18 protein-coding genes are annotated in these 19,566 nt (G+C 46.0%); 5 read left to right on the top strand and 13 right to left on the bottom strand.

The features are described 5' to 3' along the window. The first annotated feature begins 131 nt into the window (after positions 1-131). Entirely contained in the window at positions 132-1,376 is a 1,245-nt protein-coding gene (locus BM243_RS05165) for an MFS transporter (RefSeq protein WP_074911107.1), read from the top strand. Positions 1,377-1,448: 72 nt separating this feature from the next. Beyond that, positions 1,449-1,868, top strand: coding sequence for a transcriptional regulator PerR (locus BM243_RS05160; protein WP_074911106.1), 420 nt, complete (start codon positions 1,449-1,451; stop codon positions 1,866-1,868). Positions 1,869-1,978: 110 nt separating this feature from the next. Here the strand turns inward: BM243_RS05160 and yihA are convergent, their stop codons facing one another. The 11 genes from yihA to BM243_RS05110 all read right to left on the bottom strand — a co-directional run bounded on the left by yihA (position 1,979) and on the right by BM243_RS05110 (position 13,984). Then, a complete protein-coding gene (gene yihA / locus BM243_RS05155; protein WP_074911526.1) occupies positions 1,979-2,575 on the bottom strand; it encodes a ribosome biogenesis GTP-binding protein YihA/YsxC in 597 nt (198 codons plus the stop codon). Next, positions 2,575-4,902: an endopeptidase La gene (gene lon, locus BM243_RS05150; protein WP_074911105.1), complete on the bottom strand. Its 2,328-nt coding sequence runs from the start codon at positions 4,900-4,902 to the stop codon at positions 2,575-2,577. Before lon ends, yihA begins: the two co-directional genes overlap by 1 nt. Positions 4,903-4,955: 53 nt before the next feature. After that, a complete protein-coding gene (gene clpX / locus BM243_RS05145) occupies positions 4,956-6,197 on the bottom strand; it encodes an ATP-dependent Clp protease ATP-binding subunit ClpX (protein WP_051651614.1) in 1,242 nt (413 codons plus the stop codon). A gap of 172 nt (positions 6,198-6,369) precedes the next feature. After that, the gene (gene clpP, locus BM243_RS05140; RefSeq protein WP_074911103.1) at positions 6,370-6,966 is read right to left on the bottom strand and encodes an ATP-dependent Clp endopeptidase proteolytic subunit ClpP; all 597 of its coding nucleotides are present in this window, start codon (positions 6,964-6,966) and stop codon (positions 6,370-6,372) included. A gap of 280 nt (positions 6,967-7,246) precedes the next feature. Continuing rightward, on the bottom strand, positions 7,247-8,611 hold the full coding sequence (gene tig / locus BM243_RS05135; protein ID WP_074911101.1) for a trigger factor: 1,365 nt from the start codon (positions 8,609-8,611) through the stop codon (positions 7,247-7,249). 70 nt (positions 8,612-8,681) lie between these two features. After that, positions 8,682-9,479 carry a sugar phosphate isomerase/epimerase family protein gene (locus tag BM243_RS05130; RefSeq protein WP_074911100.1) on the bottom strand — a complete coding sequence of 266 codons (798 nt, stop codon included), beginning with the start codon at positions 9,477-9,479 and terminating at the stop codon, positions 8,682-8,684. Between the two features lie 80 nt (positions 9,480-9,559). Further along, positions 9,560-10,342 carry a hypothetical protein gene (locus BM243_RS05125; protein ID WP_074911099.1) on the bottom strand — a complete coding sequence of 261 codons (783 nt, stop codon included), beginning with the start codon at positions 10,340-10,342 and terminating at the stop codon, positions 9,560-9,562. Positions 10,343-10,354: 12 nt separating this feature from the next. Beyond that, positions 10,355-10,507, bottom strand: a complete 153-nt coding sequence (locus BM243_RS15215) for a hypothetical protein (protein ID WP_177213463.1) — start codon at positions 10,505-10,507, stop codon at positions 10,355-10,357. After that, positions 10,504-11,652, bottom strand: a complete 1,149-nt coding sequence (gene thiI / locus BM243_RS05120) for a tRNA uracil 4-sulfurtransferase ThiI (RefSeq protein ID WP_074911097.1) — start codon at positions 11,650-11,652, stop codon at positions 10,504-10,506. The genes BM243_RS15215 and thiI overlap by 4 nt, the downstream gene beginning before the upstream one ends. Continuing rightward, positions 11,652-12,779: a cysteine desulfurase family protein gene (locus tag BM243_RS05115; protein ID WP_074911096.1), complete on the bottom strand. Its 1,128-nt coding sequence runs from the start codon at positions 12,777-12,779 to the stop codon at positions 11,652-11,654. Before BM243_RS05115 ends, thiI begins: the two co-directional genes overlap by 1 nt. Positions 12,780-12,829: 50 nt before the next feature. Next, positions 12,830-13,984, bottom strand: a complete 1,155-nt coding sequence (locus tag BM243_RS05110; RefSeq protein ID WP_177213462.1) for an alanyl-tRNA editing protein — start codon at positions 13,982-13,984, stop codon at positions 12,830-12,832. A 273-nt stretch (positions 13,985-14,257) separates the two neighbouring features. On the opposite strand from BM243_RS05110, the gene BM243_RS05105 reads away from it, so the two are divergent. The 3 genes from BM243_RS05105 (at position 14,258) to BM243_RS05095 (ending at position 16,745) form a co-directional block, all read left to right on the top strand. Beyond that, the gene (locus BM243_RS05105) at positions 14,258-14,623 is read left to right on the top strand and encodes a PspC domain-containing protein (protein ID WP_074911524.1); all 366 of its coding nucleotides are present in this window, start codon (positions 14,258-14,260) and stop codon (positions 14,621-14,623) included. A 172-nt stretch (positions 14,624-14,795) separates the two neighbouring features. Then, positions 14,796-15,095 (top strand): phasin family protein, encoded by a 300-nt coding sequence (locus BM243_RS05100; RefSeq protein WP_074911092.1) that lies wholly within the window; start codon positions 14,796-14,798, stop codon positions 15,093-15,095. Between the two features lie 33 nt (positions 15,096-15,128). Then, positions 15,129-16,745: an ABC1 kinase family protein gene (locus tag BM243_RS05095; RefSeq protein WP_074911091.1), complete on the top strand. Its 1,617-nt coding sequence runs from the start codon at positions 15,129-15,131 to the stop codon at positions 16,743-16,745. Between the two features lie 88 nt (positions 16,746-16,833). Here the strand turns inward: BM243_RS05095 and BM243_RS05090 are convergent, their stop codons facing one another. Both BM243_RS05090 and BM243_RS05085 read right to left on the bottom strand, forming a co-directional pair. Further along, complete coding sequence (locus BM243_RS05090; protein ID WP_074911089.1) at positions 16,834-18,087, bottom strand: helix-turn-helix transcriptional regulator; 1,254 nt, start codon at positions 18,085-18,087, stop codon at positions 16,834-16,836. Further along, positions 18,087-19,382: a helix-turn-helix domain-containing protein gene (locus BM243_RS05085; RefSeq protein WP_074911088.1), complete on the bottom strand. Its 1,296-nt coding sequence runs from the start codon at positions 19,380-19,382 to the stop codon at positions 18,087-18,089. Before BM243_RS05085 ends, BM243_RS05090 begins: the two co-directional genes overlap by 1 nt. Positions 19,383-19,566: the final 184 nt, after the last annotated feature.

Raw genomic sequence — 19,566 nt, 5'->3', positions numbered from 1 at the left:
GAACTCAAGAAAGCGAGAACAAGCACTGAAGGTTGAAAAAACCGTACAGGAAGACCGTTCCCCCTATGGTTTTCCAAGATGGAATACTGTAAAATACAATCCATAACGATGAAATGCTGGAGAAAACGGATATGAAGAAGAAACTGGAGTTTATGCTCTTCCAAAACAATCAGAACATCAAGTATTATGCGCTAAACGGAATACTGTTCACCATGGTGACGGTTTTAAGCAAAGGCTATGCCATCAAATTTCTGGACAGACTGGGAGGACAGGAGATACATTACAGCCTGTTCAATGCTCTGCCTGGTTTTGTTGCCATCTTTACGACAATACCCGGGATTCTGCTCATCCAAAGAGGACGGTCGAAACGTAAAACTCTGGGGATCTTTTTCTATATCTCAAGAATCATGCCCCTGTTTCTGGCTGCAGTTCCTTTTCTCCCCAAAAATGTGCAGCCTCTTGTTTTTGTGCTCCTTTATGGTCTCATGAATTTTCCAGAGTCCATCTCCGCCACCTCGCTTCAGGATTATACGGGAGACGTGTTTTCCCCATCAGAGCGGGCAGATGCTCTTTCCGTAAGAAACCAGCTGTCTCAGGTCTCTCAAATCACCGTGTCGATTCTCGTGGGCTTTGTCTTATCTCTTTCTTCCGTGAACCAGACGGTGATCCTTATGTACCAGGTGTTCATTGTGATGAGCTTTCTCATTGGACTCAAAGAGATTCACTACATGTACAAAATGGAGCCCAAAGAACCGGAGACAAAATCCGGCCCCATAAAGCACAGTTCTCTGAAAGAAAGCATTCAGGGTGTTTTTTCCCATAAGGAGTATGTTAGATTTCTCCTCTGCTCCCTGGTGTTCCACTTCGGCTGGCAGATGGGCTGGCCCCTTTTCAATGTCTATCAGATTAAAAATCTTGAGGCTACAGAACTGTGGCTGACCATCATCAATGTTCTGTCCAGTCTCTTTATGGTCATTTCCTTCAGCCTCTGGAACAGGCTTATCAAAAAATATGACTATAAGCTGGCCATAACCCTGGCAACTTTCGGTATGGGACTGACCCCCATTTTATATGCCTTATCCAAGAACCTCTTCGTCCTCACACTGATGCAGCCCATCACAGGATTTTTCACAGCAGGGACCACCGTGGCCATTTTAGGCTCACTGCTTCAATCATCCAGTGACAAGTTCCGGACCATGAGTGTGGCCATCCATGCCACTTTAACAAGCATCACTTTGGCGGTGGCTCCTCTTCTCGGCGCCTATATCGTCACAAGAACCAGCATCATTACCGCCCTCATCATCACATCTTTATTAAGACTCCTTGGCAGCAGTGTCTTTTTCCTGCGGTACAGAAAGGATCAGAAGAAGTCCTGATTTATTTTGAATCTCACGGATTCTTATGATATTATTAAGAACAGAATGATTGTTAAGAAAAAGGAGAACTCCATGAGCAGTATTACAAAAACCTTCAAGGACAAAGGATTAAAGCTGACGCCACAAAGAATTGCCGTCTATGAATATCTTCTTGGCACCAAAGAGCATCCGTCCGCAGAGACCATCTATTCTGCGCTCATTGACCGGTTCCCTACCATGAGTCTGGCCACTGTGTATAAATCTCTGAAGACCCTTTGTGAGGTGGATCTCATCAAAGAGCTGAACCTTGGGGAAGGAAACTTCCGCTATGACGCGCTTATGAAAGATCACGCCCATTTCCAGTGCACCAGCTGTGCCAGAGTCTTCGATCTGATGCATATTTCGGCTCACAGCCTGGAAGCTGCCGTGGAAAAAGACGAGGATTTTGATGTGTCCTCCAGCAAGCTCTATTTCTTTGGGCTGTGCAAAACCTGCAAAGAATCAAAACTATAAATTGATCTATAGAAAAAGCGTGAGAGAAGTTTTAAACTTTCCTCACGCTTTTCCATGTAAATGGGTCGGGTTATCTCGTATCAGCATTATTATAGGTGCTGATTCTTTTTTTATGCTTCTTCTGGCAAAAGATCCTTGAACACCAGATCTATGACTTGCTGCAGATTTTCTTTCGAGGTGGAGGAGTAGAGATAAAGAGGCTCTTCTTTCTCCATCTGAAGGGTTTCTCTGATGAGCTTCTCACTCTTTTTTATGTCATTTCTTTTCAGCTTGTCCAGCTTGGTGCCAATGACCACCACATCTTTCTCATAATATCTGAGATAATCCATCATGGCGATGTCATCCTGGGTGGGTTTGTGCCTGGAATCCACAAGAAGCACAAACCTCTTGAGATTCGGACTGTTCACAATATAGTCCTCAATGATTTTCCCCCAGGCGGCTTTGTCTGATTTGGAGATTTTTGCATAGCCATAGCCCGGAAGATCCACCAGCATGGCCTGTCCATTGATCAGAAAAAAGTTCACAAGCCTTGTTCGTCCAGGAGTATTGGACACCTTCGCCAGCTTTCTTCTGTTGGTCAGCGCATTGATGATGGTGGACTTTCCAACATTGGAACGCCCCACAAAGGCCACCTCCGGATGCACTGATTCCGGATACTGGTTCTGCTTCACCGCTGAGGTGATAAACTCCGCATTCTTGATTCTAATCATGAGTTTTCTCCTTTAAGGAGGGCTTTCTCCAGCACTTCATCCACCGTCTTCACCGGTATAAAGGTGAGCTTGGACAAAATGGAGGAAGGCAGCTTCTCCAGGTCGAACTTGTTCTTATCTGGGATGATGATGGTGTCAATGCCTGCTCTTGCAGCAGCCAGAGACTTCTCTTTCAGCCCGCCGATGGGAAGCACTCTGCCCGTCAAAGTCACTTCGCCGGTCATGGCAACATTATGCTTTGCTTTCTTTCCGGTCAGGGCTGAGGTCAGGGCGGTGGTCATGGTGATGCCTGCGGATGGACCGTCTTTAGGAACCGCTCCTTCAGGCACATGGATATGGATGTCCTGATCCTTGTAGAACTTGGATTCAATGCCAAGCTCTTCCCTATGGGCACGGATGTAGGAATAAGCAGCTTTCGCAGACTCTTTCATCACATCTCCCAGCTGGCCTGTGAGTTCCAGCTTTCCTGTTCCTTCCATGACAGTGACCTCTATGGGCAGAATGTCTCCGCCGAACATGGTCCAGGCGAGGCCTGTGACAACACCTACGCGGTCTTCTTTTTCTGCTCTGTCATACATGTGCTTGGGATGACCCAAGAATTTTTCCACCATCTGGGGTGTTAAGCTCACCGCATCCTTTTTCTTTTCCAGCATGTAAGCCACAGACTTTCTTGTTAAAGATGCCAGTGTTCTTTCCAGAGTTCTCACGCCAGATTCCACTGTATAACCTTCAATGATGAACTTCAGAGCGTTGTCTGAAATCTTCAGCTGGTCTTCTGTGAGATTATGCTCTTTCAGCACCTTTGGAAGCAGATGACGCCTTGCGATGTTCAGCTTCTCCTCATAGGTGTAGCCGTTGATCTCAATGACTTCCATTCTGTCCAGAAGCGGTCTTGGAATGGTGTCCAGTGTATTGGCTGTGGTGATGAACATCACCTTGGAAAGATCCATCTCCACTTCCAGATAGTGGTCACGGAAAGTACCGTTCTGCTCCGCATCCAGCACTTCCAGCAGAGCATCCGCTGGGTCTCCTCTAAAATCGTTGGCCATTTTATCAATCTCATCCAAAAGGAAGAGTGGATTCTTGCTCTTGGCCTGGCGCATGCCATAGATGATCCGTCCTGGAATACTGCCCACATAGGTTCTTCTATGTCCTCTGATTTCCGCTTCATCCCGGACTCCGCCAAGGGACATGCGGACAAAGTTTCTGTTCACTGCTCTTGCCACAGATTTGGCGATGGATGTTTTTCCCACTCCAGGTGGGCCCACGAGGCAAAGGATCGGTCCTTTCAGGGTCTGAGCCGTATTTTTCACCGCCAGATACTCAATGATGCGGTCCTTCACATCCTTCAGCCCATAATGGTCCGCTTCCAGAATCTCTCTTGCCTTTACGATATCCAGATTATCCTTGGTCTCTTTCTTCCAGGGCAAACTGATGAGCCAGTCAAGATAGGTCTTGATGATGCCGCCTTCCTGGCTGTAGCTGCCGGAGTTTCTCAGGCGGTCCAGCTCATAGAGGGCTTTCTCTTTGGCTTCTTTGGGCATTTTGGCTTTTTCAATCTTGTCCTTGTAGGCAAAGTATTCCTTGGCATCCTCATCATACTCTCCCAGCTCATCCTGAATGGCTTTCAGCTGTTCACGCAGATAATACTCTTTCTGCACCTTATCGATATTGCTCTTTACTTTGGTGCCAATTTTCTTTTCAATTTTTGCAATCTCCAGTTCCTTGTTGACAATAACCAGAAGCTTCTCCAGACGCTCTGTGACATCCAGGGCCAGCAGAAGGCTTTGCTTGTCTTCTGGTTTCAGCATCAGGTAGGAAGCTACAGTGTCCGCAAACCGTCCAGGCTCCACGATATCATCCAGGGACATCACCGCTTCCTGCGGCATATATCCTGTGTGTCTCACATAGGCATGGAGGCTTTCCTTGACACTTCTTACCAAGGCTTCCTCCTCAACACTGGAAGGCTCTTTTGCCGTTTCTTCCAGAATTTCGATGGTTGCTTTGTAAAAAGGCTCCTCTTTCAGGGTCACCAGTCTGCCACGGGAAATCCCCTCCACAAGAACCCTCACGGTATTGCCGGGAAGCTTCAAGAGCTGACGGATGACACAGAGGGTACCGATGGATAACAGATCCTCCTTGGCAGGATTCTCCAATTTACTCTCTTTTTGAGGAACCAGGAAAATCTCCTGATCTTTCATCATCGCCTCGTCTAAAGATGCAATGGATTTTTCTCTGCCCACATCAAAATGCAGGACCATATAGGGAAATATGGTGATTCCACGCAGGGGAATCATTGGAAGAGTTCTTCTCTTTCTTGCCATAATAAATTACCTCTCTCTCAAAAATGGACAAACCTTTCGGTCTGTCCACTTACTTATGCTGTTTCTTCCGTTTCCTTACGGTAGATGATTTCTGGAGCTTTTGTCTTGATGGTGTCTCCATGGATCACTACCTTTTCGATGGTCTCATCGGAAGGCACATCAAACATCACTTCTTTCATGATGTCTTCCAGAATGGAACGAAGACCTCTGGCTCCTGTATTTCTCTTAATGGCTTCTTCTGCGATGGCAAGAAGAGAAGCCTCTGTAAACTCAAGCTTCACCTGGTCCATCTCAAACAGCTTCTGATACTGCTTCACCAGGGAGTTCTTTGGCTTCAGAAGAATCTCTACGAGCGCTTCCTTATCCAAGCTGTTCAGGGTTACCACGATGGGCACTCTGCCCACAAACTCAGGGATAAGTCCAAACTTCAGAAGGTCTCCAGGGAGAATGTCCTTCAAAAGCTGTCCAACATTTTTCTCATGCTTGGACTGTATCTCTGCACCGAAACCAATGGAGGATTTCTGGGTTCTCTTTTCAATGATCTTGTCGATGCCGTCAAAGGCACCGCCGACGATGAAAAGAATATTGGTGGTATTGATCTGCAGAAGCTCCTGATGAGGATGCTTACGTCCACCCTGGGGTGGCACAGAAGCAACAGTACCTTCCAGAATCTTCAAAAGAGCCTGCTGAACCCCTTCTCCGGACACATCACGGGTGATAGACGGATTCTCGGATTTTCTGGCAATCTTGTCAATCTCATCAATATAGACGATACCACGCTCTGCCTTTTCCACATCATAGTCCGCATTCTGGATGAGCTTTAAAAGAATGTTCTCCACATCCTCACCCACATATCCGGCTTCTGTCAGGGTCGTTGCATCCGCGATGGCGAAAGGCACTTCCAGGAACCTTGCCAGGGTCTGGGCCAGAAGAGTCTTACCGGACCCCGTAGGTCCGAGAAGGAGAATATTGGACTTGGAAAGCTCCACATCACTCTTCTTCGGATAGTTGATTCTTTTGTAGTGGTTATACACCGCCACAGCCATGGATTTCTTGGCATCATCCTGACCAATGACATACTGGTCCAGATGCGCCTTGATTTCATGGGGCTTTGGGACTTTTGTAAAGTCCATTTCATTTTTTTCTGTCAGCTCTTCCTGAACGATCTCGGAGCACAGCTCGATACATTCATCACAGATATATACACCAGGTCCAGCGATGAGTCTTTTCACCTGATCCTGGCTCTTTCCGCAGAAAGAACATTTCAGTAGATTTTTATCTTCAAATTTTGCCATATGATTTCACCTCTTTAAGCTTGAACATACCAGAAAGAATTCTCTTCCCGGAGACTTCCGAAAAACATCCGGAAACCTGTCCCATATCTTTGTCTCACGCATCTACAAAATACAATGGGCGCTTTATCATGGGCTGTTCTTACCCTATTCTACCATTTCCCGGCAAAAAGCACTATTCTTTATTGGCTGCGTGCTTTTCCAGGATGCTGTCGATGAGACCATATGCGATGGCAGCTTCTGCTCCCATGAAATTGTCTCTTTCCACGTCGTTCTTAATGACCTCCAAAGGCTGTCCTGTCTTCTCTGACATGATTCTGTTCATCTTATCCTTGATCTGAAGAATTCTTCTTGCATGGATTTCGATGTCTGTAGCCTGACCCTGATATCCGCCCAAAGGCTGATGGATCATGATCTCACTGTTTGGCAGTGCAAAACGCTTTCCTTTGGCTCCTGCAGTGAGCAGGAATGCACCCATGGATGCTGCCATTCCAACACAGATGGTGGCCACATCCGGTTTGATGTAGTTCATGGTGTCAAAAATCGCCATACCGGAAGTGATGGATCCTCCTGGGCTGTTGATGTACAGATAAATGTCCTTGTCCGGATCTTCACTCTCCAGGAAAAGAAGCTGCGCCACCACAAGGTTTGCAGTGACATCATTGATTTCTCCTGACAGCATGATGATTCTGTCCTTTAACAGTCTTGAGAAAATATCGTAGGATCTTTCTCCTCTATTGGTTTGTTCTACTACCATTGGTACTAAACTCATTTCATTCCCTCCAATTTATACATTCATTTTCTTCTATTGTTATTGTAGCATACAAAAAATCCATTAAAATCAACTTAAATACAAAATTAATTAATTTGAAACAATTTAATTGTATCTCTAATTCTACAACACGTCACTGAAAAAGAAAAGAGAGATTTTGCTTTTCTCCAGAAAGAATCATTGCCAGAGAAGATTTTCCCTGGCAATGCGTCTTCTATTATCTACCGTAGATTCATGGGCGCTTTATTTATAGATTAAAGTACCCCATCCAGTCTTCTTCTTATTCGTGGTCATGCCCTTCGTGGTCATGGTCCTCGTGGTCGTGTCCGTGGTTATGGGCTGTGCTCTTTTCCACTTCAGTAAGAACAGCATGCTCTTCTAAGAGGGCAAACACCTTCGCTGTGGTCACTTCCATTTCCAGTTCTTTCTTGTTGCTGTTTAGAAGCATTTCCTTCAGCTCTTCCATCTGAGCGCCGTACATCTTAGCGATTTCTTCCGCCTTTGCTACAAGCTCTTCTTCTGTGGCTGTGATGCCTTCCTTTTCCATGATGGCTTCGATGAGCAGGTCATTCTTCACAACGTTCATGGCATTGTCTCTGAACATATCACGGATTGTGGTCTTATCCTGACCAGTCATCTGAAGATACATATCCATGGAGATGCCTTGTTGCTGGATTCTCTGTTCGAAATCTCTTACCATTCTGTCAATGCTGGTTTCCACCATGGCATTTGGCACATCAATTTCAGCCTTTTCAGCCAGTGCCTTGATGAGGTTGGAGTTCAGTTCGTTCTTTCCTCTGTTTTCCGCATCCTGGGTAAGTCCTTCACGGATGCTTGCCTTCAGCTCTTCCAGAGTTTCAAACTCAGATACTTCTGATGCGAACTCATCGTCCACTTCTGGGTATTCCTTGGACTTGATGTCCAGGATTTCCACATCAAACTCTGCATCCTTGCCCTTTACTTCTTCTGCCTGATAGTCTTCTGGGAAGGTAACCTTAACAACCTTCTTGTCTCCAGCCTTCAGACCGATGAGCTGATCTTCAAAGTCTCCGATGAACATCTTTGCACCGATGGTCAGTTCAAAGTTTTCACCCTGTCCGCCTTCAAACTGCACGCCATCCACTTTACCGTCAAAGTTGATCACAGCGATGTCATCCATTTCAACCACAGCGCCTTCACCCTTGGATTCGATTCTTCCGTTTCTTTCTACCAGGTGCTCCAGTTCATGGTCCACTTCGTTCTCTGTTACAACGTATACTGGCTTTTCAACTGCAAGACCCTTGTATTCAGGAAGGTCAAACTCTGGATATACTTCCACTTCTGCAGTGTAGATGAATTCCTTGCCTTCTTCCATCTGCTTGATGTCGATCTGTGGATAGTCAATGGCCTTCACATCCGCTTCAGCCAGTGCCTTTGGATAGCTTTCGTTCAGAAGGAAATCTGTGGCATCATCAAAAAGAACCTCCACACCATAGAACTGCTTGATCAGCGCCAGTGGAGCCTTTCCTTTTCTGAATCCCTGAACATTCAGGTTCTTCACATTCTTCTTGTAGGACTTCTGGATGGCTTCGGTAAGCTTTGCAGCCTCGAGGGTCACTTCCAGTTTCACCTTTTTAGCATCTAACTTTTCAACTGTTACGTTCATCGTATTAATATCCTCCTATACCCCGAAGGGTTTCATTTCAAACTTATAATATTATAATGGAAAAACTTCTCTATTTCAATGATTCTGAAAGTATTCTTTCAAGATCCGCTTTACTTTTTGACAAGTCCTTGATGCTGGTATAATTCTCCCGATACACTTCAATGATTCCAGGACCCTTGTAGCCCAGTTCTTCCACTTTGTTTCGAAGGGATCTGAAATCAAAATGTCCATCTCCAGGTAATAGACAGGGACTGTTCTCGTCGTGGTCATTCAGATGCAGGTTCGCCAGGTCCTCTCCATAGATCTCCAGATACTCATAGGGACTGCGCCCTGCTTTCACCGCCTGCTTCACATCCAGGGTAAACTTCAAGGGGCCCTTCACACGCTCCTTGAGCCTCTTCAGGTACTCCAGATTCCCCGACAGGCACCAGGATACATTCTCCTGAGCCAGGGAAATGCCCCGAAGCCCCGCTTCATAGACCATCTTCTCATAGACATAGACCACATCGTCAAAGGTCATCTTCGGATGTGGTTTCTTGATCAGGCCATGGAAGGTATAGACCTTTGCTCCTACTCTTTGGCCAAAATCAAGAAAATCCTGATAAATTCTGAAAAAATCATCCCGTCTCCGCTCATAGGCATCAAAGAGGTACGGCTCAAAGGCAGAACTCACGGTATGTATGGAGTTGATCCGGACATTTTCTTCATCAGCAATCTCCCGAAGAGTTTCACCATAGTCCTTTGTGAATTCAAAAAAACTGTTGGCAAAAACTTCCATGACCCGGAACCCTTCCCTGGCAAGAAGTCTCACCGCATCCTCTGTTCGTTCTTCGGGGTAGAAAATCGCTGTGGATATTCCTATTTCCAAAGGTTCATCACTTCACTTCACTCGCTTTATTATCCGATGAAAAAGAGGCAAAAGAACAATTCTTCTACTGCCCCTCTTTCTTATGGACTCACTACTTTATAATCAGGCGTCAGCACTTCTTCCACTTCTTTGATTCTGAACTTCAGCCCATTCTCTGTTCTTTCCAGAAGCTCCACATCGGTGCCCCCTACTCTTTGGAAGTTTCGATGAGATAAGGGATTCAGTTCCACAATATAGAGGAATCTTCTCTCATCAAACCAGGGGAGCTGAGACATGTAGACCACCGTATCCTCATCCAGGAATTTCGGCTGGCTTGCCCAGTCAAAACCAGGAATCTGCTCGAGGATACTCTCTTTGGATGCCGTATATCCTCTGGTGTTCTTATAGGTTCTGTAGGTGATGTCTGTGACAGCGCCTTCTGTGTCCACCAGATAGAGGTCTTGGGTGGATTCTTCCAGTACCACCAGCATTTTTCTGGAAGGTGAAAGATCCGCCTCCAGGGAAATGGTTCCATCCAGCTCCTCAAAAAGCTTTTCTCCGTTCTCTTCGATGATCTCAGCCGAAAACATCTCTCCCCCAGGCAGGGTCACCGTCACATACACAGGCTCCGGTTCCGCTGGCTCTTCAGGTTCCTCCTCTGCTGGAGTTTCCACCGGAGTGGGAACCTGCTCCAGAATCTCTTCTCTTTGTTTCTCTTCTTCAGCGATATTCTGCCGAACCCGCTCCACCATATTGGTGAGGGGTGTTCTGAACAAAAGGAACAGCGCTGCAAGAATCAGCACCAGAAGCGCTGTCCTTCTGATGAACTTTTTCCGTTTCTGTCTTTTGTGATATTTGCTGCTGAAAATGCTTGTCTTTGCCATTCCTCTTGCTCCTTATTTCTTGATCAGAATGCCGCCTTGGCCACAGCCGCAGCCGCCTTTGCTCCCGTCTTTCCTGTCTTTGCAGCAGGACTTCTTCTCTTCCTCTTGAAAATTCTCCGTGTAGTCTTCGTAGTCATAGCCGTCTTTCAGTAGATCCTCCATCAAAGCTCAAATACCTCCGTTCCTTCCACCGCACGGGCAACGAGCGCATCACTGTCCAGGGCTTTCTCGTGTTCCAGAATATACTTCAGTTTGGGCTTGGTCACAGGGTGCTTCGGCACAAAAATTGTGCAGCAGTCCTCGTAAGGGAGAATAGAGGTTTCATAGGTGCCGATCCACTCGGAGATCTCCATGATATCCACTTTGTCCATGGCCACCAGAGGTCTGAAGACAGGACGGTCTCCTGCATCATCCGAAACCACCAGGGCTTCCATGGTCTGGGAAGCCACCTGCCCGATGCTCTCCCCGGTGGTGACGCTCTGGATGTTGTATTTGTCTGCCAGAGCACAGGCACACTTCATCATGAATCTCCTCATAATGATGGTCAGCTCATTCTCCGGACACTTATCCATGATTTCCATCTGAATCTCAGTGAAAGGCATCACATGGAGATACATCTTGCCAGTGTATCCCGCCAGAATGGAGGCCAGCTCCTTCACCTTGTCTTTCGCTCTTTCCGAGGTGTAGGGATGGCTGTGGTAATACACACTGTGGATCTCTATGCCTCTTTTGGCCATGAGGAATCCTGCCACAGGAGAGTCAATTCCGCCTGAAAGCATCAGCATGGTGCTGCCGTTGATGCCATAGGGCATACCGCCGATGGCTTTTTCCTTGGACACATAGATATACGCTTCTTCACGGATCTCCACTTCCAGTGGAAAATCCGGATGCTTGATGTCCACGGTGATTCCTTCTGTATTTCTTAAGATATGCGCACCCAGAAGACCTGAAAACTCCATGGAATTCATTGGAAACTTCTTGTCCGCCCTCTTGGTGATGACTTTAAAAGTTGTGCCAGAAGCTTTTTCCAGCATGATGGAAAGGGCTGCTTCTTTGATCTTCTCAATGTCTCTTTCCGTCTTCTTCACCACGCAGACTTCATATACACCAAAGACCTTCTTCACCTTCTCCTTCACAGAAGAAAGGTTCTCTGTCTCGATGAACCATCTGTTCTGGTCTGTCTTAAAAGTATACTCTTCACCTTTTAAAACATTCTTGATATTTTCTTTTAATTTCTTCTCAAATCTTCCACGGTTCTGTCCCTTCAAAAAGATTTCAGATGCATATTTGATCAGTAGTAACTCCACGATTATGGCCTCCTCAGAAATTTCACTGCATCCCGTATTTTCTCCGCTCCATAGCGGATCTCCTCCAGGGAGGTCTCTTCCTCAAAACTCAGACGGATGCTTCCCTGAATTTCTTTTTTCTTCATCCCCATGGCCAGAAGCACATGGGAGTCCTTGGTGTCTTTGGCAGTGCAGGCAGATCCTGTGGACACATACACGCCCTGATCGCTGAGATAGTGAAGAGTCACTTCACCACGCATTCCTGGAATGGAAATCCCAAGGATATAAGGAGAACTCAGGTCCTTCTGGGAATTGAACAGGATTCCATCCACCGATGAAAGCTCTTTCACCATTTCCTCCTTCAGATTCTGCACCCTTACAAAATCTGAGAGAATGGCGTCTTTTGTTTTCAGCGCTTCAGAAAAACCCACCACACCCGGCACATTTACCGTTCCGGCCCGAAATCCCCGTTCCTGTTCTCCCCCAAGAAGAAGCCCCTGGGGTTTCTGGCCTTTTTTCACAAATACTGCCCCTACTCCTTTGGGTCCATGGACCTTATGGGAGGAAACTGTCAGATAATCCACATCAAATTCACGGACATCCACAGGATACTTCATGAATCCCTGGACAGCGTCCACATGGAACTTGGCTCTTGAAGACTTTTCCCGGATGACCTTGGAGATTTCTTTGGGATCATGATACGCCCCCATCTCATTGTTCACCATCATGATGGAGACCAGAGCTGTATTTTTAGTCAGCTTCTCTTGAAGCTCTCTAAGATCAATTTGGCCGTAGCGGCTCACCTTAAGATAATCCACCTTCACACCCATCTTCTCTGCATAGGCCATGGCCTGGAGAACACTGGGATGTTCCATGGCAGTGGTGATAAAATGCGCCCCTTCTTTTATATAGGAACGGATAATGTAGTTGTTTCCTTCCGTTGCCCCGGAGGTGAAGACCACTTCCTCAGTCCTGGCCCCCATGGACTCCGCTATTTTTTTTCTTGCGCTCTCCAGGACATCCTCCGCTTTCCGCCCGATGCCATGAATACTGTTTGGATTTCCATAAACCATCTCCATGGCTTCAGATACCGCCAAAATAGAGGATTTACGCATTTTCGTTGTGGCTGCATTATCCAAATATGCTTCCAAAGATATCACCTGTCTTTCAATTTACCTGATATACTTTATCACAATACTCATTAAAGCTCAAGGGAAAGAAGCCTATCGTAGAGTTTTGATACGAAGGGTTTTCTTTCTTCTGCCAGTTCAATAAAGCCCTGGACCATGGTATCTCCCCCGCCGCCTCTGAATCTGAATTCTTCTTTCAGACCCGACAGAAGAAGTTTTGCACTGGTTCTCTTTCCAGTGAAGACGAAAACCCGTCCGTCCTCCCGGTAAAAAACGCCGATCTTGTTTTTCTTCATCATCTCAGCACCAAGGGTTTTCAGAAAATCATCCTCTTCCTCCAGCGCCAGCACCACCACATCTTCCTGGTAGCCTTTCACCATCTCTTCCGCCAGTCTCCTGCTGAAAACTTCAGCTGTTTTTTTGTACTCTTCTTTCTCTTCCTTCAGTCTCCTGACATGAAAGGGCAGTGCATCCAAGTTCACTTCCAGCTCTTCCTTCAGCAGCGACAGAATCTCCTCCTCTTCGTCCAGGTGTCTGAAGGCTCTGTCTCCGGCCTTATAATAGATTCTGCTTCCACCCTTATAGTTCTCCACCTGAATCACTTTAAACAGCCTCAGGTCTTTTAAAGATTCCACATGTGTCCCGCCGCAGCCGCAGTAGTCCAGCTGTCCGATCTGGATGATCCGGATGTCCTCTTCCACAGAAACTGCTTTTCGAAGGGGCAGATCTTTCAGACTGTAGGCATCCCGGTAATAAGCAAGCACTTTCAGGTCCTCACGGATGAGATCGTTGACTTTTCCTTCCACTTCCTTCAATGTCTCCCAAGTGACGGAACGGTCCGTATCGATGGTGGCATGGACAGCGCCCATATGAAAGCTCACCGTATTGACCCCATGCTGATCGGAAAGAACCGCGGTAAGCACATGCTGGGCTGTGTGCTGCACACTGTAATCCCAACGCACCTTCTCCTCGATGACACAGTCCACCGGCATATGGAGTGTCAGTCCGGAATAAGCGCTGAGCTTATGATACATCTCTCCTTCTTCTACAAACACATCCAGAACCTTCTTTCCATTGATGGTTCCCTCATCGTGAGGCTGTCCGCCCCCTTCTGGATAAAACCAGGATTCCTCCAGGGTCACAAGATCGCAGTCTTCCTTCTCCCTGACACTTTTCACACGGCTCGTAAAGCGAACCTTCTCCGGATTTTTCTGATACAGTTTCAAGTTCTTCACTCCAATCACATTCTTCTTTCTCATTGTACCAAAAAAGCCCAGGGATGTTCTGAAAAATATGTGAACCCCCTGGCTCTTTCGATATCGATATGTAAGATGGGTTCTTCTTTCATTGAGGCTCCTCCTTTCAGAGCTCCTTTTAAGAAACTCTTGAAAGATGAGGAAGAAAAAAGAAATTATTAATTCGTTTTTAATGAATCCTTTTTATAATAGGACCATAGACAAAGAAGAAGATTCGTATTGAAGAAGAAAGGGGAAATTATCATGGAAAAAAGATTATATAAAAATACAGAGAGGAAGATGATCTCCGGTGTCCTGGCAGGATTTTCTGATTATCTTGGCGTAGATGTGACCATCCTCCGAGTGATCTATGTTCTGCTGAGTGTATTCACCGACGGCTTCCCAGGACTTGTCTTATACATCATCCTAGCCATTGTCATGCCAGAACGGAAAGAACAGGACAGCCACACCTACAGAAATAAGGACAATGCGTACAAGAGCTACGAGAAAAACAGCGAAAGCAAGACCTATCAGGATGTGGAGTACAAAGAGAATCCTCAGCCCGAGGACATTCAGTCCAGCTACAAAAAATCTGGTGGTGCCTACACCCCTGAAGACCGCGACCGCTAAATGATACTCTGTCTACGAAAGAACCAGGACCTCCTTTGGATGGTGCCGGTTCTTTTTTTGCGGCTTGGAAACTTTGAACCCTTAATATATTTTTCACATTGTTTTAAGATTCTGACGGTATAATGATGAATAAACAGAATATTCCAAAATACAATCTTTAGGAGGAATTCCCATGGAAGAAATGAAAAAACTGCTGCTCTCCACCATAGGCGCCGCTGCCATCAGCATCGAAAAAGCCGATGTCATGCTGCAGGAACTCATCGAGAAAGGAAAACTCAGTGTGAAAGAAGGCAAGGAGCTCCGGGAAGAGCTGCTTCGGAAAAAGAAAGAGAATGAATCTGCTCCCGTTAAGAAAGACGAGCTGCATGAGATCCTCGAAACCATGAACTATGCAGGGCAACGGGAACTGGCGGCTTTGGAGGAGCGGGTAAGAAAGCTGGAGGAGCGCCTCGACGCTATGACCAAAGAATAGAGGCTACATTTCGGACAAAAGGTGGTGCGTCAGATGGCGGAAAAGAAAAGACCTTATACCAAAAAGCGGTTCAGAGAGATCGTCCGGGTCCTTGCAACCTATGGCTTTGGACATATCCTCCATGCCAAACTGGGCAGTGAAAAACTGAAAAAGGACCCGGAGAATCTGAGGCTTGTTTTTGAGGAGCTGGGTCCAACCTTTATTAAAATCGGTCAGATTCTTTCCACAAGACCAGACATTCTACCGGTGGAATATATCACAGAACTGGCAAAGCTTCAGGACAAAGCACCGCCTTTCCCCTACGAAACCCTGTGGGAGATTTTGAAAACTGAGCTTGGTGATCCGACTGAACTCTTTCAGTCCATTGAAAAAGTTCCTTTGGCCTGCGCCTCTGTAGCCCAGGTCCATCGGGGCATCTTAAAGGACGGTACCCGGTGCATCATTAAAGTGCAGCGTCCCGATATCGAAGAAAGGCTCCTGGAAGACATCCATATTCTTATACGCATCGTGGAAACAGCCCCCAACACCCTGCGGGATGTGCTTCTTGATCCCGTGGAAGCCCTGGAGGAGATTCTGGAAACCACCAAGGTGGAACTGGACTTTCTTCATGAAATGCGGGCCATTCACAGATTTGAGAAGGAAAACGCCTCCATTTTATGCGTTGCCATTCCCAAGGTCTATGACCATCTATGCACCAAAAGAGTCATTGTGCAGGAAGAAGTCGAAGGCATCAAGATCACAGAGAAGGATACACTCCTTAAGGAAGGCTATGACCTGGAGGATATTGGCAAAAAGCTTGTGCTGTCTTATCTTTATCAGCTGTTCAACAATGGTTTTTTCCACGGAGATCCCCATCCGGGAAATCTTCTGATCCTGGAGGGAAAAATTTATTATATTGATTTTGGCATCATGGGAGCGCTATCCAAAAGAACGCAGAACGCCATCAATGACCTTCTCTTGGCCATGGTGAAAAAAGACATCTCTGCTCTCACGAATCTTGTGGTGGAGGTGGCCGATCAGAAAGGCCCCTTGAATAAAAATGTTCTCTACGAAGACATCGAATATATTGTTCATTACTATTTGCAGTCCAGTTTAAAAAACATACAGGTCTCAAGGCTTTTCATGGACCTTTTTGAAGCGGCAAGAAAAAATAATCTGAAACTGCCGAAGGAATACACCACCCTTCTGAAGTCCCTTCTGATTCTGGAAGGGGTGCTCAGTGACCTTGCACCGGATCTCAGCATCATGGAGATCGCAAAGGACTATCTCAAAGAAGACCACAAAATCAGTCTCTGGCCGGACTTCAGCCTGGATACTCTGGCCCTCAACGGATATACCCTTGTAAAAGACAGTCTGAAGATTCCCATCAGCATCCAGACCATCTTAGACAATTTCATCAGTGGACGGGGCAAAGTAAAGGTGGACATTGTGAATCTCAGCGACAAATGGGTGGACTTCAACAAGATGGTGAACCGTATGGTCTTTGCGCTCATTGTCTCTGCCATCATCATCGCATCTGCCCTCATCATCAGAACCGGTGCGGGACCAGACATCAACGGCATCAGCATTGTCGGTATGCTGGGGTTTGCACTGGCTGGCTTCTTCGGCTTATGGCTTCTCATCTCCATTCTGAAATCCGGCAATATCTGAAATGTATTTATTTCAGGAATCATCTCTCATAAAAAAGCTTCCGGGAGCCTTCCCTTCACAGGGAATCTCTCGGAAGCTTCTTGTTTATTTAAATATGTCCTTCAATTTGGATACTGAGGGCAAAGTAGCGGATGGCTTCTTCTTTCTTGTCCATCTTGTAATACACCTCAGCAAGGTTATGGTATCTCTTCGCAAGCTCCTGGGTTTTCCCTCTCTTTAACAGCATATCCAGGGAAACGCTGAGATAGGTTTCTGCCATGTTGAAATTGCCGTTTTCCGCCAGCAGGAGACCCTTGAAATAATAGGCCTTCTCCACGCATTGGGCATTTTGGTTTTCAATGGCCGCATTCACCACCAGGTCGATGTACTTGGAGGCTTCCTTGATATGTCCCTTGGTCACAAAGGTATCCATGGCATGCAGCACCAGTTCAATGTTCTCAGCCATGTTCTCTGGTCCAAGCATACGGACCGCCTCTTCCATTTCCTGATAAGAAGCGTCAATTTCTCCTCTGTTCAGAAGACGAATGGACAGCATATACTTGGCTTTTGCATGGAGAACCGGATAATCCGCCATGAAGTCTTTGATTTTCAGACTGCATTCCTTGAGATCATCTTTTGCATTGGCCATGCACATATAAAGCATGATCTGTCCTTTGAGACTTTCATCTTCAGTGACTGTAAGAAGCTCTTCCAGATAATGCAGATATTTTTTAGCCTCTTCAAACTCCTCCAGATACAGGTGGCATTTCACTGTATAGTATGGAATGAGAAGACGCTGCTCCTTTGTGATCTGATCCGGAAGCGTATAGTAGTGGCTCATGAGAAAATTCAGGAACACCAGAGCATTGTCATACTCACTCATGACATCCAGATACTTCGCCATGGTGATGCAGTACAGGTACTGTGTCTCCTGGTTGACGATATTGATGTAGGTCTTGTAGAGCTGAGAGACCTCTATGTTGAGCTCTTCCTGTTTGTTCTTCTCAATGAAATGTTCCACCAGCTGAATTCTGCCGATAAAGGCCTGATAGATGAGATGATTCTCCTCTGACACCTTAATGAGGCTTCTGATGTCCCGTTCATAGTTTTTCGTAAACATATTCTGGGCGAGACGGTGAAGCTCTTCCGTCACTTCTTCCACCAGATCCTTCTTGAGGCTCTCTTTTTCAATACCCAGTCTTTTTGCCACAAGCTCCAGGATCCACTCCTCTGCCTGCACTTTATCATTCTCAATGGTGCTCATCTTGGAAACGGAAATTTCCGATCCGCAGAGGGCTTTCAGGGTCATTCCTTTTTGTACTCTCGCTCGTCTGATCTTTTCACCAGTACTTAAAATCTCCATTAAGCTTCCACCTCTCCCTCTTTCATCATGGACATGGATTTTTCAAGAAGCTTGAAGGAGTCCACTGTCTTGCCTTTGTCCAGATAGAACTTGGCCATGAGGAGCATAATTTCCGCTTCTTCTTTCTTCAGTTTCTTTTCCTTCGCGGTATTGAGGGCGAGGATCAGATTGTTCACCGCACCTCTTGTGTTTTTAAAGAGAGACTCCACTTTGGATTTCACCCGGTACAGCTCAATGTTGCCAAGAAAATCTTCTTCCAGGATCATGCGGTCCAGTCTCTGCAGCATCTCATAAGTGGCTTCCTTCCGATTGAGATTGGCCAGGCATAACGCAAGATGAAGATAGACTTCTGTGATTTTCTTCGGATCCTTTGAGTAGATGGTTTCTGCTTTTCGGTAATGCTCCAGGGCATCTTCATAATTCTCGAAATCCTCATAAAGCTTCCCGAGGTTCAGCTCAATCTCACCCATCTCACTTTCTCCGAGAATATCATGGAAGATCTCCAGAGACATGGCGGAGTACTTGAAGGCTTCCTCAAAATTCCCTTCCACCTCATTTTTCTCTGCCAGGCGGGTGAGAAACTGTCCATAGGCTTTCTTGTCGGACATGATCTCGAATTTCTCAGTGGATTTCAACGTGTACTCTTTGCTCTTTTCCAGATTGCCGCTCTTTTTGTAGGCAATGGCCAGATAAAAATAGACCTTCGCCAGCATGATTTCATCTGTGAGCACCCCTTCCTCAAAAAGCGCTTCCGATTTATGGAAGTAGCTGATGGCCATGGGCAGAGATTCGTCCTGCATGCAGGTTTTTGCCACCAGCATGAAGTTGTCTATATAGGAGCCTTTGAAGTTGTGGGTGGAATAGATGATGTTGCACTGAAAAAGATAGTCGAATGCTTTGGTGAAGTTCTTCTTTCTGATCTCCAGCATCCCTTTCAGATAAAGGTTTTTCGCTTCTGGAAGAATCAGGTTGTACTTCTCAATGTAGCGGTCCCCTTTTTCAATGTATTTGGCTGCCTTGTCCAGTTCTTCCAGCTCGATATGCACTTCTGCCATCTGGGCAAAATACTTGCAGATTCTATCGGCCTGTGTGCTTTCTGATTCCATGAAATACTCCACAGAAACGTCCAGTGTTTCTGCAAGATAATCAAGTAGATCCATGGAAGGATTGGATTTGCTGGATTCCACAAGACTGATCTGACCTGGTGTCACACGATTCCCAGCCACATCTTTCAATGTCATGTTCAGTTCTTTTCGCCGTTTTTTGACCTTTTCCCCTAGGGATAATACTTCCATAAACATCTCTCCCACAACAAATTTTAATATTTTTATTATAACATATAATCACGCTAGAAAAAATCCAGAATATTCATTTGTGACATATTTTTTAGGAGTTTCTCAACAAAAAATGAGTGAGAGTTAACTATTAAGATAAATCACCTTGTAAATTTTCTAGGATGCCGTCCTCTGATCAAGGCAT

It is taken from the genome of Proteiniclasticum ruminis (genome assembly GCF_900115135.1).
GTDB lineage: Bacteria > Bacillota > Clostridia > Clostridiales > Clostridiaceae > Proteiniclasticum > Proteiniclasticum ruminis_A.
Note: the sequence above shows the minus strand (reverse complement) of the source record. Positions and strands in the feature narration are given on the sequence as shown.